The following is an 18,779-nucleotide window of genomic DNA, read 5'->3' on the forward strand; positions in this document are numbered from 1 at the left end:
ACCTCTTCCATCAGGGGTGGGTGTCAGTCGAGCGGTCGTGAGCAGTGGGGAACACAGTGGAGGGGAAGGACTTCTTCTCGTAGTTCTCAGTGAAGATCTTCTGGAACGGGTCCGGCTCGTAGTCCGGCAGGTCCTTCTTCTCGGGTTCGGTCACAGGATCGGGGAGCATGAGCCGGGATGCCTGCCGCTGAGCCTCGCCCTCGAGCACGGCATCGCGAAGGATGCGCATGGCTTCGTCCTCCCGATCCTTGGCGAGGCGGTAGGCGAAGGAGCGGTACCGGCTGGAGACCTCCTTGGTGTCACCATCCAGCACGATGCGGCCCTTCTCCATCCAGATCACGCGGGAGCACACGTTCTCGATGGTGCGGGGGGCGTGGTTCACCATGAACACCGTGCCGGCACGCTCCAGCAGATCGTCCATCTTCCTCTTGGAGCGCTCGGCGAAGGTGGCATCCCCGGTGGAGAGCGCCTCGTCGATCATGAGGATCTTGGGTTCGGCCATCACGGAGATCGCGAACTTCAGGCGCGCCCCCATGCCGGAGGAGTAGGTGCGCATCGGCAGATCCAGCGCATCACCGAGCGCCGAGAGCTCAGCCGCTTCCTCGAACCGGTCATCGATCTCCTGCTGGGTCATGCCCAGCGCCAGGAAGCCCAGCTTGATGTTCTCCGCACCGGTGAGATCCGGGATCAGCGCCGCGCTCACTCCCAGCAGCTGAGGCCGGGAGCTGGTGAGCACCAGGCCGGATGTGGGAGGCTCCACGCCGGCGAGCATGCGCAGCAAGGTGGACTTCCCGGACCCGTTGCGGCCGATGATGCCCACAAACTCGCCCTCGCGCACCGTAAGGTCCACGCCACGCACAGCGGGCACGGAGACCATCTGCCGACGCGGCAGCAGCCTCGCCACCAGCCCCTTACGGGGCGTCCTGTCGGTGCGGGGAGCCTTGTAGCGCATCCGCAGCCTGTGGGCGACCACGGTGAGGGGTGATTCCTCGGGCGCCACCCACGGGGTCTCCTGGGGGTCGTCCTCGTTTTCGGCAGCTGCGCTCTTCGTCTCAGCGGAGTTCGCGACCATACATCTCCTCCCCTCGCCAGAAGTAGAGGAACCCGCCCACGAGCAGCACGAGGGTCCAGGCGATCACGATCAGCCACGAGTCCAGGCCAGGAACCCGGCCGTCGATCAGCGCGGTGCGGGCCATGTCGATGATCCGGAACACCGGGTTGAGCATCACGATCTCGCGAATGCCGTCGTGGTTGATGAACCGCTCGATCGGGAAGATCACCCCCGAGCCATACATGAGGAAGCGGCTCAGCACGCTGAGCACATTGCCCATGTCAGGGAAGTGGAACCCGATGCGGGCGGTGATGAAGGCGATGCCCAGGTTCATCAGCATCTGCAGCGCGAAGATGGGCACCAGCAGCATCCACATCAGGTTCGGAGGGGCGAACGGCGGTGCGATCCAGATCGCCGCGCACATCGCCACCATGGTGAATGCCGCCGTCATCGCGCTGCGCACGGTGCTCGCGATCGGGATAGAGGCGCGCGGGAAGTTGAAAGCGCGGATCATCGAGCGGTTGTTCTGCATGAGGTTGGCTCCGCCGGCCAGAGCCGCGGAGGTGGCGCGGAACATCAGCACCCCGATGATGACGAAGGCGGGGAAGTTGTCCACCCCGTCGGCCACCCGCGGGAGCAGCACCCCGAAGATCAGGAAGTAGAACGCGGCATCGATCAGGGGCCGCAGGATCAGCCAGGCATTGCCCAGCAGATTGCGGGCGTTCTGGGTTGCAGTGCGCTGCCGCGAGTCGTACCAGATGAACCGGCGGCGCTCCCACACCTGCCGCAAGTACACCGGCAGCGGCGGCCGCACCCCGATGGGGAACAGCTTGCTGGGGTCCAGGCCCGCATGCTCGAGCGCCTCCACCACCTGGGAGGCGCTCCTCACCTCATTCGCCACGCGCTGAGACCTCCTTGGATCCGGCCACGGCTCGCCCGTACACCGTCTCGTATCGTCTCACCAGCACGTCCCACCGGCGATGCGCGGCAATCTCCGGTCCCGCGTGCACCAGCTGAATGCGCCCCTGCGTGTCCTCGTACAGATCCCGTATCGCGGCCGCCAGGGCAATGGGATCCTCGGGCGGCACCAGCAGCGCCCCGGTTTCACCGTCGGGCCCGGTGACGGACTCGCGGATCGCGGGAAGATCGCTGGCGATCACCGCTCGCCCAAGGGCCATCGCCTCGACGGGCTTCTGCGGGGTGACGCTGCGGGTCACAGCCAGATCGTGGCGCGGCACCGTAACCACGTCCATCGCCTCGATCCACCAGCGGGCCCCGTCCCTGCCCACCCGGCCGGGCATGACCACGCGATCACCGATTCCCAGCCGCTGCGCCTGGGCGACCAGACGAGGCGCCTCGGTCCCGTCGCCGACCAAACACGCGTGCAGGATCTTGCGCAGGTCGCTCTGATCGGAGTCGTCGTGGATGATCGAGGCGACGGCCTGCAGCAGCACGTCGAAGCCCTCGTAGTCCACCAGCGCACTGGCCGCGCCCACCACGAACGCGCCGCGCAGGTCCATGCGCAGGCGCGCACGGGCCTCCTCGGCGGTGGCCCCGCCGAAGAACAGGCCGGGCTCCACCCCGTTGGGGACCAGGGTGATCAAGACAGGGTCCACACCGCGGGCTGCGAGCTCGTCGGCCATGGTGCGCGAGAGGGTGATCACGGCGCTCGCCGCTCGGGCCAGCTCTCCCTCGCGCTCAGCGATCAGCTGCACCTTCTGGGCGGAGGCCGCAGCTTCTCGCTCCTCGGCCACCGCGTGGGAGGCGATCCACGTCTGCTCGGCCAGGCCCCGCACCTCGTACACCCACGGGATGCCCGTGGCCTCGGAGACGGCCTGGGCCACCAGGGCGTTGGGGTACGGGGTGGTGGCGTGGATGACGTGGGGGCGCAGCTCGCGCACGATCTTCAGGGCCTCGGCGACCTGCTGGGCCAGGCGCTCCTCCTGGGTGGCGCCCAGGCGGGACGGCAGGCAGCGGCGGTAGCGGATCCCGTCGACCACGTCCTCGTCGGCCGCGAGCACCTTGCCCACCATCACCGGGTAGCCGGTGCGGGTGAGCGCCGCCGACTCCACTCCCGCGTCCTTCAGCGCGCGCAGGATCCGGTGGGAGCGCAGGGAGTAGCCGGACTGGGTGTGCGGCAGGGAGTTGGTGAGCACGTGCAGCACCCGCATCGACTCATCGGGGCTCGGCACGGAGGCCCCGCTCGCCGAAGGCGAACGAGCGGCCGTGCCAGGGGCCGGGAGCCGGAAGCCGGGCTGCAGCAGACGCAGTTCGCTCTCCAGCCGGCGGGCGTGGCGAGCGGTGCCCTGCCCGGCCTCGTGCAGCAGCTGCACCGCCTCGTCGAGCCGGCCCTGTGCCCAGGTGGCACGGGCACGGGACAGAGCGGGGGCGTCACCGGGCACCAGCTCGGGCCGGTCCAGCAGCACCGCGACCGCGGCGTGCAGACGGGATCCGGAGGCGGATCGCCGCCGCAGGGCCTGCTCAGCCCCCGTCGGGTCGCCCTCCATGGCGGCACCGAGCGCCTGCAGGGACGTGCCCGGCAGCACGGAACCCGCACGGCGCAGCACGGCGCCGACCCGCGTGCGGACAGGCAGGGGGGTGCGGCGGCTCACCTGGACGGCGAGAAGTGCGGGATCGTCGACAAGATGCTCCAACCCGGATTGGGCGAGCAACTGCAGATTGCGCAGCAGCGGGGGAACGCTGCGAGCCACGCTGCCTCCCGCATGGTCGACGGTCGTGCTTTGTGCACGGCTGACCAGATCGTACCGCGAGGTCTCAGAGTTCTCCCAGGGTCACTACTACGATTCGATCACAGAAAAGCCAGGAGTATCAGGTATTTCTCGCATTTGCGGGCAACACGGCGGCGGTGGTCACCGGCCGACGGGCCTCCAGCCGGTCGTTCCCTCGCCCCCTCACCCCTCGAGGATCACCTGCTCCAGCTCCTTCTCGGGCATCTCGTCCACCGCGGGCTTGCGCAGCACGAAGAACACGATGCCCATCACCACCCAGGCAGCCAGGGCGATCAGCGGCTCGGTGGCCAGGGCGCCCGGGGAGCCGGGCACGACCAGCAGCAGGAAGCCCACCGACAGCACCGCCCCCACGATGGCGATCACCTTTGGCGCAGCGACCCTGAGATCCGCGCCCTGATCCGCGACGGGGAGATCGCCGACGGCATCACGCTCTCGGCGCTGCTGCTCGCCGGGCTCGGGGACTGAGGACGTCAGCGAGCGGCTGGCCCAGCTCGGCCGCGCCCCGATCAGCACCAGCCGGTCCCCGGCGGCGACGGCCACCTGGCCGGGTGCGACGGGCGCGACGACCCAGACGTCGTCGGGTGTGAGCAGCGACCCGGTCACCTGGCCGGTGGCCGTGTCGACGGCGAGGATCCTGCGGGCGAGGGTCAGGTCGTCGACCGCGAGGAAGGGGTTGCGGCCGGGGTGGTCCTCGACGTCGTAGCGCACCACGACCGCGCCGTGCGCCGCCTCGACCCCGGGGACGATCGTGGTGCCGGTGACCCCGAACGACCAGGTCTCCTCGCCGGTCGCAGGATCGACCGCGGTGATCTGCTGGTCCCTCCTCTGCACGACGACATCCGTGCCGGGCACCCCGGTGCGGGGCGCGGCGCGGCTCGAGAAGAAGTCCAGCGGTCCGACCGCCTGCCGGGCCCCGGTCTCCGGATCCAGCGCATACGCCTCGACGGGGACGTCCTCGCCGGGCGTCTCGCCGTCGGCCTCCTGGACGGTGCGCAGGGTCCCGTAGATCCAGTCGCCGATCGCGGCCGCGCCCCGGCCGAGGCACGGCAGATCCCGCTCCCAGGACACCCGGCCGTCGGCGGACCAGCCGCGGGTCGTGCACAGGCCGTCCGGACCCTGCTCCGCCGACTCGTGGACGACGACGTCGCCCATCACCCCGAGGAAGCCCGCCACCTCGAGGGTCCCGAGCACCTCGCCGGTCGCGGGGTCGAGGAGATCCGTCGGCCGCGGCGCGCGGGTCGACGAGTCCGGGCCGTGCACCGCCGCGACCGCCGGGATCTCCCGCGGCTCCCCGGGATCGACGTCGACCTGGCGGACCGTGCGGAGGCCGAGCGGACGGGGATGGGAGGCGCGGGACCAGGCCTCCGTCCCGTCCGGGCCGATGCCGAGCGTGCGGCAGGACTCATGGTCGGCGTCGTCCGCGCAGGTGACGACCACGAGGGCACCGTCAGCGGCGGCGACCGGTTCGCGGAGATGGTGGCCCTCGAGATCGATCTCGACGGGAGCGCCGTCCCCGTCTCCCACCGCCGCCTCGGCGGGATGGCTCCACAGCACCTCTCCGCCCGGGGAGATCCACTGGGTGAGGACCTGGCCCGGTCGGCTCTCGTGCTGCACCAGCACGTGCCCGTCGGTCGCGACATGGAAGCGCCGCGGCGTGCCTGCGCCCGACGGATCGTGCACCCACAGCTCTTCCCCGCTCGCGAGGTCCACCGCGTGGAGGCCCACATCGTCCGAGTACAGCAGCCGTGTCCCGTCGGAGTGGACCCTTCGCACGAACCCCTGGACGTCGAGGGACCACAGTGGGTCGCCGTGCAGCTCCCGGACGGCGAGGCGCCACGGGACGGCGACGGCGAGCGCGAGGGCGAGGACGAGCAGAGCTGTGCCGAGGGCGCGCCAGCGGGTGGTCGGCAGCGCCGTGAGCAGGACGAGCACGCCCACTGCCGCGAGCGCGAGGGCGAGCAGGTACGGGACGAGCCCCCCGCCGGTCCACAGCACCGCGCCGATCGCCGCCGCTGCGCCGAGCACGACCACCGCCCCGATGCCGATCCGCCGGCGCGCCTGCCGCTCCCCCGTGGCCCCTCCCCTGGTGTCCTCACCTCGGGCGGTTCTCCCGCCCTGGTCAGTCAGGCTATCGAGGGCGCGGCCCGGGCGAGGCATTTAGCGGATCGACCGATGCACACTCACCCACCCAGCCGCATACCACGCTGGGTATGCTTAGCGTCATGAGCGTGCCGCTCCAGGATGCCCCCCGGGTGCTCCGCGCCGCCCGCGAGGATGCCGGGATGACGCAGCGTGCGCTGGCCGAGGCGGTCGGAGCCCAGCAGCCGCACATCGCGGCCATCGAATCCGGGCGTCGAGCGGTCTCCGCCGAGATGCTCGCCCGATTGCTCGCCGCGGCGGACTACCGCCCCTCCCTCGCTCTGGCCGCTCATCGGGACGAGCTGCTGGCCCTCGCCGCGCGGCGGGGACTCCACCACGTCAGAGTCTTCGGCTCCGTCGCCCGAGGATCGGACCATCACCAGTCCGATGTCGACCTCCTGGTGTCCCGGGACCCTGACTCCGACCCCCTGGACTATGCGCTCTTCGTCGCCGACGCGTCCGACCTGCTCGGGTTCCCGGTCGACGTGGTGATCGACGGGGTGGAGACGCCCGAGCACCTCCGGGAGACGGCGGTGCCGCTGTGAGCTCGGCAGACGATTCCCCGTCGGCGCGGCACCGGTGGCGGATCCAGGGCCGCGCCGAGTGCGAAGCCCCCGGTGCGCCCTCGCCCGCGGAGGCGCTGCTGGTCGAGCTCGACCGCATCCAGGTCCGCCTCGACGACGTCATCGAGCAGGGGCGCCCGGCCTTCTTCGAGGGCTCGGGCAGCTATGACCGGGCGACAGTGGCCGTCATCCGACTCGCCGCGCTGTTCGAGGATCCGAGCCGCTTCGCACCATTCCTCACCGCAGTGGCGGACGACGAGCGCCGGGGGATCATCACGACCCGGAACATCGCCGCACACAGCGGCTACCGGGCGATGGACGCCGACCTCTTCTGGCAGACCACCACGGAGCACCTGCCGGGCGTCATCGCGCGTCTCCGCACTGAAGTCGAGTCGGCTCCCTGACGGCGCAACTCACCGAATTGTCCGCTGTGCTTCCACTACTGGAAGCACAGCGGGCAAAACCGTGAGGGGCGGGCCTCAGCAAGCCCGCTCGCCGGCTCACCCCTCGAGGATCACCTGCTCCAGCTGCTCCTCGGGCATCTCGTCCACCGCGGGCTTGCGCAGCACGAAGAACACGATGCCCAGCACGACCCAGGCAGCCAGGGCGACCAGCGGTTCGGTGGCCAGGGCGCCCGGGGAGCCGGGCACGATCAGCAGCAGCAAGAAGCCCACCGACAGCACCGCCCCCACGATGGCGATCATCTTCGCCAGCTTGGTCCGTCCCGGCGACCAGTCGTCCTGCTCGGCGATCTTGAACGCCACCAGGCAGGTGACGAAGTAGGCCACGGTGACGCCCACGGAGGTCATGTCCACGATCCACAGCAGCGCCGAGCGGCCGAAGAACGGGGACGGGGAGGCGATCAGGATCGCGACCGCGACCGCCACCACGGGGGTGCCGAAGCGGTGGCTGACCCGCCCCAGCACGGGCGGCAGCATCCGGGCCCGGCCCATCGTCATCAGGATCCGGCTGGCGGAGACGGTGAACCCGTTCAGCCCGGTGATCACGCCCATGAACACGGCGATCACCACCAGTGCGCGGCCCCCCGGGCCCAGCATCGCGGTGATCGCATCGGCCGTGGCCCACACGGAACCGTCGACGCTGCCGCCGGCGTGGGAGGCCGCCACCGAGGTCACCAGGATCATCGTGAGGTAGATGGCGCCGGAGGCGAAGATCGCAGCCACGATCAGGCCCATCGCCTTCTTCGGGGAGAAGTCGAACTCACCGGCCGCCTGGGGCACGTTGTCGAAGCCCACGAACGCCCACGGCGCGAACGCCACCATGACCGCGATCGCCGCGAACGGGGACACCTCCGCGGGGAAGCCCTGGTACAGCGGCACGGGGTCCTGGAGGTACAGCACCGCAGTCCACACCAGGATGATGGCCACCGCCGCCATCATGATCACGCAGGCGTAGAACTGGAAGCGTCCCGACAGCGCCGCGCCACGGGCGTTGAGCGCACCGGCGATGATCATCGCGGCCAGGGCCACCACCACCTCGTGGGCGTGGATCTCCCAGCCGGCGATCGTGTACAGGTAGCCGCGCTCCATGACCGAGGGGAACAGCTGGCGGAACACCAGGGTCATCGCCGAGGCGTTCAGCGCGATGATGCACGCGTACGCCAGAGCCAGGAACCAGCCCACCACGAAGGAGGCGTACCTCCCGAAGGCGTGCAGCGTGAAGGAGAGCTCCCCACCGGTGACCGGCAGCGCCCGGATCACCAGACCGTAGGAGACGGCGATGATCGCCATCAGCACCGTGCCGATCGCGAAGCCGATCAGCGCACCGGCGGTGCCGCCGTCGGCCAGCCACTGCACCGGCAGGATGAACGCACCCCAGCCCACGGCAGAGCCCAACGCGATCGCGAACACCCACGCGGGCTTCATCGTCCTCTCGAGCTTGCGGGCCTCGGCGTGCGCGGCGGCGTCGACCGGGGAGGACGCGGGGCTGTCCGATGCGGACATGAAGAGGCTCCAGTAATCCGGGGGCGTGACTGGGGACACACGCTACCGGCGTTCGGCCTGGCCGGAGACCGACACCTCCGCCGCTGTTCACAGGGGAGGGCGCTGAGGTGGAGCAGGAACCCCCGGGTGCGGAGGCGACTTCCGGGTGTCGAACTTCGTGCTCGCCAATCGTCTTTCAGCCCACGTGATCAGATCCAGGACCTCGCCCGACACATACGCGTGACGACCGGAACCGATCGACCGTCGAGTGAGGATCTCAGCCTCATGCAGCTCATCAAGCGCACGAAGTGCAGCAACCCTGGACACCCCGTGGATCCTCTGCGCCGTATCGACGGTGAGGACGGGTGTACCCACCATGTCCGCCAGGATCAACGCTGTGGCGGAATCACTGCGAAGTGCTCGTTGACTCCCCCGCCGCTGGCGCGACGACGTCAAGCGCTGCTCCCACTCCTCCCGGATCTCCGACAGCTCTCCGGACAGCGTGACGGCCTGTTCGCTCGCCAGAAGGGTCACCTCCGCGAAGAAGCTGATCCATCGCTCACGACCACTGCTCCCGCTCCCCCGGCCCTCGACGTCACGGAACTGCTGAAGATGATCGACGTACCTGTCACGCAGCGTCGAGAGCACGAGGCTCACGGGGAGCACCGAGTCAGGGGTGAGACCTCGCCGGGTGAGAACCGAGTGGATCAGAGCTCGACCAACCCGTCCGTTCCCGTCGGTGAAGGGGTGGATCGTCTCGAACTGGGCGTGGACGAGTGCGGCCTGCACGATAGGTGCGTGCGAGGCACCGTTCATGTAGTCCACGAGGTCCTGCATCGCCGGTTCCACACGGACCGCAGGAGGCGGGACGAAATCCGCGTCGAGTGGATGCCAGTCGGATCCACCGATCCAGTTCTGGACGTCCCTGATCCCGTGATGGTGGGGTTCATCGCGCAGCAGGCTCCGGTGCAGGTCGATGATGCTCTCCACGGTCACCAGCGGCGCGCCGACCAGGCGTGTGGTCGCCTCACGAACCAGTGTCATGTTGTTGGCGACCATCTGTGCCGGTGCGCTGACACCCTGAACGGTCTCGCTCTGGCCGAGTTCGGCGAGCGCCACCTGCCGCGCCGACGGCGCGATCCCCTCGATCCGCGATGAAGCGATCGCCTCGGAGCGCAGCAGGAACCTGGAGATCGCCGGGAGGTCATCGCTAAGGCCGGTCAACGACCTGACCTTCGACTCCGCCGTGGCGAGCAGATGTTCGGCCTCCCGACCCAGCACGAGAGGAGCCTGGACGAGAGTGTCGGGAACATACGCGAGGAACGGCCCGGAGCGCCGGTCGCGCCGTGGCAACCCCGACACCGCGGACGACTGCCATTCCTGTTCTTCCCACGCGTTCATGTAGTCCTCACCCGGCCGCTGACACCTCGATGATGTTCGGATAACTCTTATCCTTACATCTCGGGGCGCCGCCCGCCCGGATAACCGCTACCTGTTCCTGACTTCTCCCAGGCAACGGCGCCCCACATGGTGCTCGCCCTCACCCCCGCTGCAGGTACTCCCCCAGCGCACGCATGTGGTCCCGCACCTCGAAGCCGGTCGCCTCGATCTTCGCCAGGTCCAGCGCGGAGTTGCGCGGCCGGGGCGCCACGGTGCCGTCGCCCTCGGCCTTGCCCTGGGCGGCGTAGTACGCGGCGGTGCTCACCGGGTGCACCCGTGCGCGGTCGTGACCGGCAAGGGCGAACACCTCTGCGGCGATGTCGGCCCAGCTCATCGGCTCCCCTCCTCCGCTGAGGTTGTACACCCCGGGCTGCGGCCGCTGCGTGAGCAGGTGGTCGATCGCGGCGGCGAGATCACTGGTGAAGGTGAGGCGGCCGATCTGGTCGTCCACCACCGTCGGGTCGATCCCCCGCTCGGCCAGCTGCGCCATCGTCCGTACGAAGTTCGTGCCCTCGCCGATCACCCAGCTGGTGCGCACGATGTAGTGATCCGGCACGGTGGCGACCAGCTGGTCACCTGCGGCCTTGGTCTGCCCGTACACGCCCAGCGGACTGAGCGGTTCGGCCTCGTCGTGCAGCTCGCGCTCACCGTCGAACACGTAGTCGCTGGAGACGTGCACCAACGTGGCCCGCTCCCGCCGGGCCGCCTCCACCAGGCGGCCCACACCGGTGACGTTCACCGCCCAGGCCTCGCGCCTGCCCTCGGGGGTCTCCGCGGCATCGACTGCGGTGTGCGCGGCGGCGTTGACGAGCACGGCGTACGGGGAGAAGTCGAAGGCGTCCACGCTGGCGGCGTCGGCGATGTCCAGCTCGTTGCGATCCACGGCGTCGACGTCGGCCCGGCCCTGCCAGCGCTCGGCGAGCGCGCGGCCCAGCTGGCCGCCGGCGCCCACCACCAGGGTGCGGCGCGGCGGCACCGGGGTGACCTCCGAAAGTCGGGGGTGGGCCTTGTCCTTCTCGGACAGCTCCGCCTGCTCCAGGGGGATGGGCCAGGGGATCGCGGCGGTCTCATCGGCCAGGTTCAGGAAGGTGTACTGGGCCTGTGCGGCTTCGGACCAGTGCGCGCTGACCAGGTAGGTGTACGCGGCGGGCGCTTCGAGGGTCTGGAAGGCATTGCCCACCCCGCGCGGCACGAAGATCGCCGTATCGGGGGTGATCTCGTGGTGGTAGGTGGCCCCGAACGTCGGGCCCTCGCGCAGATCCACCCAGGCGCCGAACACGCGGCCGGTGGCCACCGAGATGTACTTGTCCCACGGCTCGGCGTGGATGCCGCGGGTGACACCCACCGCCTGGTTGAAGGAGATGTTGTTCTGCACGGGGCCGAAGTCCGGCAGCCCGGCGGCAACCATCTTCTGGCGCTGCCAGTTCTCCTTGAACCAGCCGCGCTGATCGCCGTGCACAGGCAGGTCGATCACCAGCAGGCCGGGGATCGGGGTGGTGTGGACGGCCAGCTGCTTCGGGCCCGCTGGTGCCGCGGCGGTCATGTCGTCTCCCCCGCTCACTGGCCGGCCCTTGCGTACTTGGCCTCGGTGGCCTCCTTCTGAGGGCGCCACCAGGCCTCGTTGGCCCGGTACCAGTCCACCGTGGCGGCCAGGCCCTGCTCGAAGTCACCGTAGGCGGGCTGCCAGCCCAGCTGCTCGCGCAGACGGGTGGAGTCGATCGCGTAGCGCAGGTCGTGACCGGGGCGATCGGCCACATGGTCGTAGTCGCCCGTGTCGCGGCCCATGATCTGCAGCAGCAGCTCCACGACCTCCTTGTTGTTCTTCTCCCCGTCGGCACCGATCAGGTAGGTCTCACCGATCTGCCCGCGCTCCAGGATCGCGAGCACCGCGGAGGAGTGGTCATCGGCGTGGATCCAGTCGCGCACGTTGGTGCCTGCGCCGTACAGGCGGGGGCGGATCCCGTCGATCAGGTTGGTGATCTGGCGGGGGATGAACTTCTCCACGTGCTGGCGGGGCCCGTAGTTGTTCGAGCAGTTGGAGAGGGTGGCCTGCACCCCGAAGGAGCGCACCCACGCGCGCACCAGCATGTCGCTGCCGGCCTTGGTGGCCGAGTACGGGCTGGAGGGGTTGTAGGCGGTGGTCTCGGTGAACCGCTGCGGGTCATCGAGTTCCAGGTCCCCGTACACCTCGTCGGTGGAGACGTGGTGGAAGCGGGTGCCGTGCCTGCGGGCCGCCTCCAGCAGCGTGTACGTGCCGATCAGGTTGGTGTGCAGGAACGGGGAGGGGTCGGCCAGGGAGTTGTCGTTGTGGGACTCGGCGGCGTAGTGCACCACCGCATCGGCCTGCTCCACCAGCGGGTCCACGGTCGCCGCGTCCGCGATGTCCCCCACCACCAGGCGCACCCGCTCCTCCGGCAGGCCCTCCAGGGAGGCCCGGTTGCCGGCGTAGGTGAGCGCATCCAGCACGGTCACGGTGTCATCGGTGTGGGACAGCACGTGGTGGACGAAGTTGGAGCCGATGAAGCCGGCTCCACCGGTGACCAGCAGGTGACGAGAGGCCACGGGGACTCCTAGCGCGAGGGTGCTTTTCTGCCATTGTGGCACCTGCCTGCCGCGCAGAGCAGCGCAGGCACAGGACGCGCGCTCGCGGCGGGGCGCAGTCCGCCAGCGGAGCGCAGCTGTCGTTTCAGTGCCCTGCGGCCGCGATTCACGCCCGCTCGCGTCGCTGCCGCCCCCTGATTCCGCGCTTCCGCCCTCAGCCCGCGTTCCCGGAGCGGTCGGCCAGTTCCCGTTCGAGCATGTCCAGCAGGTACCGCCCGTAGCCGGACTTCACCAGCGGCTCCGCGCGCTCACGCAGTTCCTGATCGCTCAGGTAGCCCATGCGCCAGGCCACCTCCTCAGGCGCCCCGATGGACAGGCCCTGGCGGTGCTGCACGGTGCGGATGAAGTCCCCAGCAGCGGCGAGGTCATCGAAGGTGCCGGTGTCCAGCCAGGCGGTGCCGCGGGTGAGCACCTCGACCTGCAGGGTGCCCTCCTCGAGGTAGCTGCGGTTGAGGTCGGTGATCTCCAGCTCGCCCCGGGCGGAGGGGGTGAGGGCCTCGGCCCGGGAGACCACGGTGTCGTCGTAGAAGTACAGGCCGGGCACGGCGAGGTTGGAGCGGGGCCGGGCAGGCTTCTCCTCCAGGGAGAGGGCACGGCCGGTGTCGTCGATCTCCACCACGCCATAGGCGGTGGGGTCCTTCACCCAGTAGCCGAACACGGCGGCTCCGTCGAGCTCACGGTAGCGGCGCAGCTGGGTGCCCATGCCCTGCCCGTAGAACAGGTTGTCGCCCAGCACGAGGGCCGCCGGGCCGCCGTCCAGGAACTCCTTGCCCAGCACGAAGGCCTGGGCGAGGCCGTCCGGGGAGGGCTGCACCACGTACTGAAGGTTCACGCCGAAACGGGATCCGTCACCGAGGACCCGCTGGAACGCGGCTTGATCCTCCGGGGTGGTGATGATCAGGATGTCGCGGATCCCGGCGAGCATCAGGGTGCTCAGCGGGTAGTAGATCATCGGCTTGTCGTACACCGGCATCAGCTGCTTGGAGACGCCGATGGTGAGCGGGTGCAGTCGGGAGCCGGTCCCACCGGCCAGGATGATTCCACGCATACTGCGCAGTATCCCAGGTCCGGGCTCAGGCCCCGGCAGTGCGCCCCTCCATCGCGTTGCCCCGCACCACGTCTTCCAGCATTCCCAGGTACCTGGCAGCCAGCACATCATCGTCGGCATGCTCGGCCACCCATGCCCGGCCGCTGTCGCGCACGGCCGCCAGGGAGCGGTCCGCGGCGAGACGGCCCCACAGGCGGACCAGGGCGTCCTCGTCCTGCGGGGCCAGCACGTCCCCGGCGCCCGCCTCCCGCACCACCTCGGCGGCTTCCCCGTCCAGCAGGGCGGTGACGTGGCGGCGGGTGGCCAGCAGTTCGTACAGCTTGGAGGGCACCGTCCACGCGAACGGAGCCCAGCCGCGCAAGGACACCACCACGGTGTCGGCCCAGGCGTACTGCTCCTCCACGTCGCTGTGCTCGATGCGAGGCAGCACCTGCACCGGGGCGTCCAGTTCGTGGGCGAGGGCCGCGAGCGCCGTGGCCTCCACGCCGTGACCGATCATCCGCACCTCGATGGGCACGCCCTGCTCACGGAGCCGGGCGGCGGCCCGTACCAGGGTGTCCAGCCCCTGGGAGCGGCCCATGTTGCCCAGGTACAGGCAGCGCAGCTCCGGATGGTCGCCCGGTGCATGATCGACCTGCGGGTGCACCCCGTCCAGGTCGGTGCCGTTGCGCACCACCTGCGGCTCTGCGATGCCGCGCTCCCGCAGCACCTCGGCGAAGCGCCCGGTGGTGGTGACCACCGTCTGCGCGCCCTGCTGCCAGTGGGTCACGGTGTGGTGGACGGCGCCCTTGGCGTAGCCGATCAGCAGGCCCAGTCCCTTGCGCAGCGGGGCCGGGCTCGCCGCGTGGGCGAGCTCCACCGGCACCGCCCCGGCGGGGCCCACATGGGTGACCAGGTCCGGCCAGGCGTCGCGCATCTCCGCCACCAGCGGCACCTTCCAGTGCAGGGCCAGCACACGGCCCACCAGCAGGCTGGGGATCGCCGGGGCGGTCGCGATCACCACGTCGGGCCGGGCATCGGGCCGGGTGAAGCGGCGCAGCAGCCGGCGCAGGGAGTCGGCGGCGGCCACGACGTGGTCGGCGGTGCGGGTGCCGATGTCGGAGCGGTGCGGGAGGTAGGCGGTGCGCACCACCGTCTCCCCGTGCTCCCCTCGCTCCACGGCCCCCACCCGGTGGTCGCGGCTCTGCTGCGGGGTGGGCCTGCCTGAGGGGTAGTGCGGCACGGGGGCCGCCACTGTGACCTGGTGACCGGCGGCGACGAAGCGCTGGATCAGGGCCGACCAGCGCCGCTGCGGGGCCCCGAACTCCGGTGCGTAGTAGTGCGTGACCAGGAGGATCCTCATGCCCGGGGTGCCTCCTCGATGCCCAGTGCCCGGGCCGCGCGGCGCAGGGTCTGCGGATCGGCGTGGGCCGTGTCCGGCGGGGCAGCGCCGGCGCGGGCCGCGGCGGCGTCCACCACCAGGGTGAGGGCCTGGGAGGGGGTGTCGAACAGCTCGGTGAGGGCTCCTGGGGCGATCGCGACAGCTGGCAGCAACACGGTGCGCCCCCGCAGACGCCCCACGGTCACGGTGATCGCGGCCAGCTGGCCGGTGGCGTCGTGCAGGTAGATGTCCCGCACCCGCCCCACGTGCTCTCCGTCGCTACCGTGCACGGTGGCGCCCGACAGCTCCAGCACGTGCTGGGGCGCGGGGATGTGGCGGGTCACCGGTGGTCGACCTCCTCCTGGGCGGGGCGGCGGTGCGCCCCGGGGACCGTGGTCAGTCCCTCAGGTAATGGTGCACCAGTCTGCGCACATCCTCCACCGGATCGGTCTGGACCGAGGGCTGCAGGGGGCTGACCGACTGTTCCCGAACGGCCAGGCTCAGCAGCAGCGAGAAGGTTGACCGTGCAACGAAGGCGACATCGACGCCGTCTGCCACCCGTCCCTGCTCCTGGAACGCCGTGAGCACCGACTCGAAGACGTGCTCGTGCACCAGGCGCAGGCGGGCGATGCGGAAACGGCCCGGGTGCTCGGGGTTCACGATCTCGGCGGAGAGGGTGGCCAGCAGTGCCATCGGATGCGTGGTGGGGTCCCAGGGGCCGGCCAGCGCCGCGTCCAGGGCAGCGGGCGAGCCGGACATCTGCTCCACGGAGTCCAGCAGTCCCTTGGCGTGGGCCTCCAGGCGGTCGATCACCGAGCCCAGCAGCACGTCCTTGGAGGCGAAGTGGTGCAGCATCCCTGGGTGGGAGATCCCCACTCGGCGGGAGATGTCGCGCAGGCTGGCGCCGTGGTAGCCGCGCTCGGCGAACAGGGCGGCGGCCCCGTCGAGGATCTCCTCGCGGCGGCTGGGTGCCTGCGGGGCGACGGGACCGGCGGTGTCCACTGCGGAGTGGACGTTGCGGATCAGCTCACAGTCGTCGGCAGGCTCGACCTCACCGGATCCCAGGGCCCGCAGCGCCCGGGTGATGGGGTCGATGTCCCCGGCGGGCTCGGGGGCCCGATCGAGGGTCTCCTCCCCTGCCCGGTCGGAGAGGAAGGTGGCAAGGGGCGTGGGACCCGGACGGCCATTGGCGAGCGGGCTGAGCTCCGGCATCGTCATGAGTGATCCTTCCCGGCGAGAAGCTCGGTGATCTGGATGGCGTTGAGAGCGGCACCCTTGCGCAGATTGTCGGCCACGGCGAACAGCACCAGGCCACGACCGTCGGGAACCGATTGGTCCTGACGGATGCGGCCCACGAAGGTGCCGTCGCGACCGGCGGCGTCCAGCGGGGTGGGCAGGTCGGTGACGGTCACACCTTCGGCGTGCTCGAGCACGGCGCGGGCGCGCTCAGCATCCAGGGGCCGTTCGAACTCGGCGTGCACCGCCACGGCGTGACCGGTCATCACGGGCACCCGCACACAGGTCCCGGCCACCGGCAGCTCCGGCAGGCCCAGGATCCTGCGGGACTCGTGGCGCAGCTTCTGCTCCTCGTCGGTCTCCCCGGAGCCGTCCTCCACCAGGGAACCGGCCATCGCCAGCACGTTGAAGGCGATCGGGGCGACGTACACCTCGGGGGCGGGCAGCTCCACAGCAGAGCCGTCGGTCGCGAGCTCCTCCATCCGGTCGGCACCGGCGCGCAGCTGGCGGGCCAGTTCCGCCACACCCTTCACACCGGAGCCGGAGACGGCCTGGTAGGTGGCGATCTGCAGGCGGGTGAGCCCGGCCTCCTCGTGGAGAGCCTTCAGGGCGGGCATCGCGGCCATGGTGGTGCAGTTGGGGTTGGCGATGATCCCGCGGGGACGATCAGCCATCGCCCCGGGGTTCACCTCGGCCACCACCAGCGGCACCTGCTCGTCGCGGCGCCACGCGGAGGAGTTGTCCACCACCACGGCGCCGGCCTCCACGAAGCGGGGCGCGAGGGTCTTGGAGGTGGCGCCACCGGCGGAGAAGATCGCGATGTCGATACCGGCACCGGCACTGTCGGCGCCGGTGAGGTCCGCGCTCTCGGCGTCCTCCACGGTCAGGTCCAGGCCCGCATACTGCACGGTGGAGCCGGCACTGCGGGCGGAGGCGAAGGCGCGGATGGCGCGGTGGGGCACGGCGCGCTCGGCCAGCAGGGTGAGCATCACGCGGCCCACCTGGCCGGTGGCGCCCACCACGGCGATGACGGGCCCGTCGGCCGCGTAGCCGGGGGTGTCACTGAAGTCGGTGCTCATCGTCCGGTCCCTCCGTACACCACGGCCTCGGTCTGCTCGGCGTCCAGCCCGAACGCCGTGTGGATCACGCGCACCGCGTCGTCCAGGCGGGACTGCTCGGTGACCACCGAGATGCGGATCTCGGAGGTGGTGATCATGTCGATGTTGATGCCGGCCTCGCCCAGGGAGCGGAACAGGGTGGCCGAGACACCGGGCGAGGACTTCATGCCGGCACCCACCACGGAGACCTTGCCGATCTGGTCGTCGTAGCGCACCTCGCGGTAGCCGATCGCCTCGTGGGCCACCTCGATCGCGGCCAGCGCCGCGGGGGCGTCGGTCTCCGGCAGGGTCAGAGAGATCGCGACGGTGTCGTCGGTGGTGGAGGTGTTCTGGACGATCATGTCGATGTTCGCGCCGGAGGAGGCGACCACGTCGAACAGCATCGCGGCCTTGCCGGGGGTGTCCGGCACTTCCACGACGGTGATCTTGCCCTGGCTGCGGTCGTGCGCGACGCCGGAGATGATCGGCGCCTCGAGGCCGGGAACTGCGGACTCGTCCACGGGGACCTCCTGGGTGGGGACGGTGGAGCGGGGAGTGGGGGACTGCGGGGTGGAGTGCGACGGATCGGTGGGCACCGGGGTTGCGCTCGAGGAATCGGGGGGCACCGTACCGGCGCTTCCCGGGTTCTGGTCGACGGTTTCCGACCATTCGGTCGGGAGCCACCGGGTGGGGTCGGCGGCGTCGCGGCGGGGCACATCGGCGGCACGCACGGTGACCTCAGGGTCAATGGGGATCTCGCGCTGCAGATCGTCCGAGACGATCGTGCCCAGGCGGCCCGAGTAGGAGCTGCGCACGTGCAGCGGCACCCCGTAGCGGCGCGCGTACTCCACGCTGCGCACCATCAGGATCTTCGCACCGTTGGCAGCGAGGTCCAGCATCTCCTCGCAGCTGATCAGCGGCACCCGACGGGCGGCCGGCACGATCCGCGGATCGGCAGTGAACACCCCGTCCACGTCGGAGTAGATCTCGCACACGTCGGCATCGAGCGCCGCGGCCAGCGCCACCGCGGTGGTGTCCGAGCCGCCCCGGCCCAGGGTGGTGATCTCCTTGCTGAGCTGGGAGACGCCTTGGAAGCCGGCCACGATTGCCACAGCTCCCTCGTCCACCGCGTCGCGGATGCGACCGGGGGTGACCTTCTGGATGTGGGCCTTGCCGTGGGCGCCGTCGGTGATCAGGCCCGCCTGGGAGCCGGTGTAGGCGCGGGCCTTGATCCCCAGCGCGTTCAGCGCCATCGACAGCACCGCCATAGAGATCCGCTCTCCGGCGGTGAGCAGCATGTCCAGCTCGCGCGGCGGCGGCGTGGGGGTGATCTGGGCGGCCAGGTCCAGCAGTTCGTCGGTGGTGTCGCCCATCGCGGAGACCACCACGACCACCTGGTGGCCGGCGCGGGAGTACAGCGCGATCCTGTCCGCCACACGCTTGACCGAGGCCGCGTCGGCCACGGAGGACCCGCCGAACTTCTGGACCACCAGGCTCATGGAACTCCTCAGGTTGGGGACGGCGAGGTCACGGTGCTCTATCGGTGCATCG

16 protein-coding genes are annotated in these 18,779 nt (G+C 70.4%); 2 read left to right on the forward strand and 14 right to left on the reverse strand.

The annotated features are described in order from the left end of the window. Nucleotides 1–10 precede the first annotated feature (10 nt). From JOD52_RS14585 to JOD52_RS14600, 4 genes are all read right to left on the reverse strand, one after another. Complete coding sequence (locus JOD52_RS14585) at nucleotides 11–1,072, reverse strand: ABC transporter ATP-binding protein (protein WP_204410765.1); 1,062 nt, start codon at nucleotides 1,070–1,072, stop codon at nucleotides 11–13. Next, on the reverse strand, nucleotides 1,053–1,952 hold the full coding sequence (locus JOD52_RS14590) for an ABC transporter permease (protein ID WP_204410767.1): 900 nt from the start codon (nucleotides 1,950–1,952) through the stop codon (nucleotides 1,053–1,055). The genes JOD52_RS14585 and JOD52_RS14590 overlap by 20 nt, the downstream gene beginning before the upstream one ends. Then, on the reverse strand, nucleotides 1,942–3,762 hold the full coding sequence (locus JOD52_RS14595) for a glycosyltransferase (protein ID WP_204410768.1): 1,821 nt from the start codon (nucleotides 3,760–3,762) through the stop codon (nucleotides 1,942–1,944). Before JOD52_RS14595 ends, JOD52_RS14590 begins: the two co-directional genes overlap by 11 nt. Before the next feature lie 201 nt (nucleotides 3,763–3,963). Next, nucleotides 3,964–5,832, reverse strand: a complete 1,869-nt coding sequence (locus JOD52_RS14600; protein WP_204410770.1) for an outer membrane protein assembly factor BamB family protein — start codon at nucleotides 5,830–5,832, stop codon at nucleotides 3,964–3,966. Between the two features lie 191 nt (nucleotides 5,833–6,023). Between JOD52_RS14600 and JOD52_RS14605 the strand changes: the two genes are divergently transcribed. Together JOD52_RS14605 and JOD52_RS14610 are read left to right on the forward strand one after the other, a co-directional pair. After that, nucleotides 6,024–6,485 (forward strand): helix-turn-helix domain-containing protein, encoded by a 462-nt coding sequence (locus JOD52_RS14605; RefSeq protein ID WP_204410772.1) that lies wholly within the window; start codon nucleotides 6,024–6,026, stop codon nucleotides 6,483–6,485. Then, nucleotides 6,482–6,907: a ribonuclease HepT family protein gene (locus tag JOD52_RS14610; RefSeq protein ID WP_204410773.1), complete on the forward strand. Its 426-nt coding sequence runs from the start codon at nucleotides 6,482–6,484 to the stop codon at nucleotides 6,905–6,907. Before JOD52_RS14605 ends, JOD52_RS14610 begins: the two co-directional genes overlap by 4 nt. A 96-nt stretch (nucleotides 6,908–7,003) precedes the next feature. Here JOD52_RS14610 and JOD52_RS14615 read toward each other — a convergent pair whose 3' ends face one another. From JOD52_RS14615 to JOD52_RS14660, 10 genes are all read right to left on the reverse strand, one after another. Continuing rightward, nucleotides 7,004–8,467, reverse strand: coding sequence for an APC family permease (locus JOD52_RS14615; protein ID WP_204410775.1), 1,464 nt, complete (start codon nucleotides 8,465–8,467; stop codon nucleotides 7,004–7,006). A gap of 87 nt (nucleotides 8,468–8,554) precedes the next feature. Next, nucleotides 8,555–9,847 (reverse strand): Fic family protein, encoded by a 1,293-nt coding sequence (locus tag JOD52_RS14620; RefSeq protein ID WP_017823140.1) that lies wholly within the window; start codon nucleotides 9,845–9,847, stop codon nucleotides 8,555–8,557. Between the two features lie 139 nt (nucleotides 9,848–9,986). Next, nucleotides 9,987–11,429, reverse strand: a complete 1,443-nt coding sequence (locus JOD52_RS14625) for a sugar nucleotide-binding protein (RefSeq protein WP_204410777.1) — start codon at nucleotides 11,427–11,429, stop codon at nucleotides 9,987–9,989. A gap of 14 nt (nucleotides 11,430–11,443) precedes the next feature. Next, complete coding sequence (gene rfbB, locus JOD52_RS14630; RefSeq protein ID WP_204410779.1) at nucleotides 11,444–12,448, reverse strand: dTDP-glucose 4,6-dehydratase; 1,005 nt, start codon at nucleotides 12,446–12,448, stop codon at nucleotides 11,444–11,446. 193 nt (nucleotides 12,449–12,641) lie between these two features. Continuing rightward, a complete protein-coding gene (gene rfbA / locus JOD52_RS14635; protein WP_017823137.1) occupies nucleotides 12,642–13,535 on the reverse strand; it encodes a glucose-1-phosphate thymidylyltransferase RfbA in 894 nt (297 codons plus the stop codon). 25 nt (nucleotides 13,536–13,560) lie between these two features. Beyond that, nucleotides 13,561–14,877 carry a glycosyltransferase family 4 protein gene (locus tag JOD52_RS14640; protein WP_204410782.1) on the reverse strand — a complete coding sequence of 439 codons (1,317 nt, stop codon included), beginning with the start codon at nucleotides 14,875–14,877 and terminating at the stop codon, nucleotides 13,561–13,563. Beyond that, nucleotides 14,874–15,239, reverse strand: a complete 366-nt coding sequence (locus tag JOD52_RS14645) for a PRC-barrel domain-containing protein (RefSeq protein ID WP_204410784.1) — start codon at nucleotides 15,237–15,239, stop codon at nucleotides 14,874–14,876. The genes JOD52_RS14640 and JOD52_RS14645 overlap by 4 nt, the downstream gene beginning before the upstream one ends. A 52-nt stretch (nucleotides 15,240–15,291) precedes the next feature. Further along, nucleotides 15,292–16,113, reverse strand: a complete 822-nt coding sequence (locus tag JOD52_RS14650) for a TetR/AcrR family transcriptional regulator (protein WP_204410786.1) — start codon at nucleotides 16,111–16,113, stop codon at nucleotides 15,292–15,294. Beyond that, on the reverse strand, nucleotides 16,110–17,210 hold the full coding sequence (locus JOD52_RS14655; protein ID WP_204410788.1) for an aspartate-semialdehyde dehydrogenase: 1,101 nt from the start codon (nucleotides 17,208–17,210) through the stop codon (nucleotides 16,110–16,112). Before JOD52_RS14655 ends, JOD52_RS14650 begins: the two co-directional genes overlap by 4 nt. Further along, entirely contained in the window at nucleotides 17,207–18,727 is a 1,521-nt protein-coding gene (locus JOD52_RS14660; RefSeq protein ID WP_204410790.1) for an aspartate kinase, read from the reverse strand. The genes JOD52_RS14655 and JOD52_RS14660 overlap by 4 nt, the downstream gene beginning before the upstream one ends. Nucleotides 18,728–18,779 lie beyond the last annotated feature (52 nt).

The sequence above is a fragment of the Brachybacterium muris genome (genome assembly GCF_016907455.1).
GTDB lineage: Bacteria > Actinomycetota > Actinomycetes > Actinomycetales > Dermabacteraceae > Brachybacterium > Brachybacterium muris.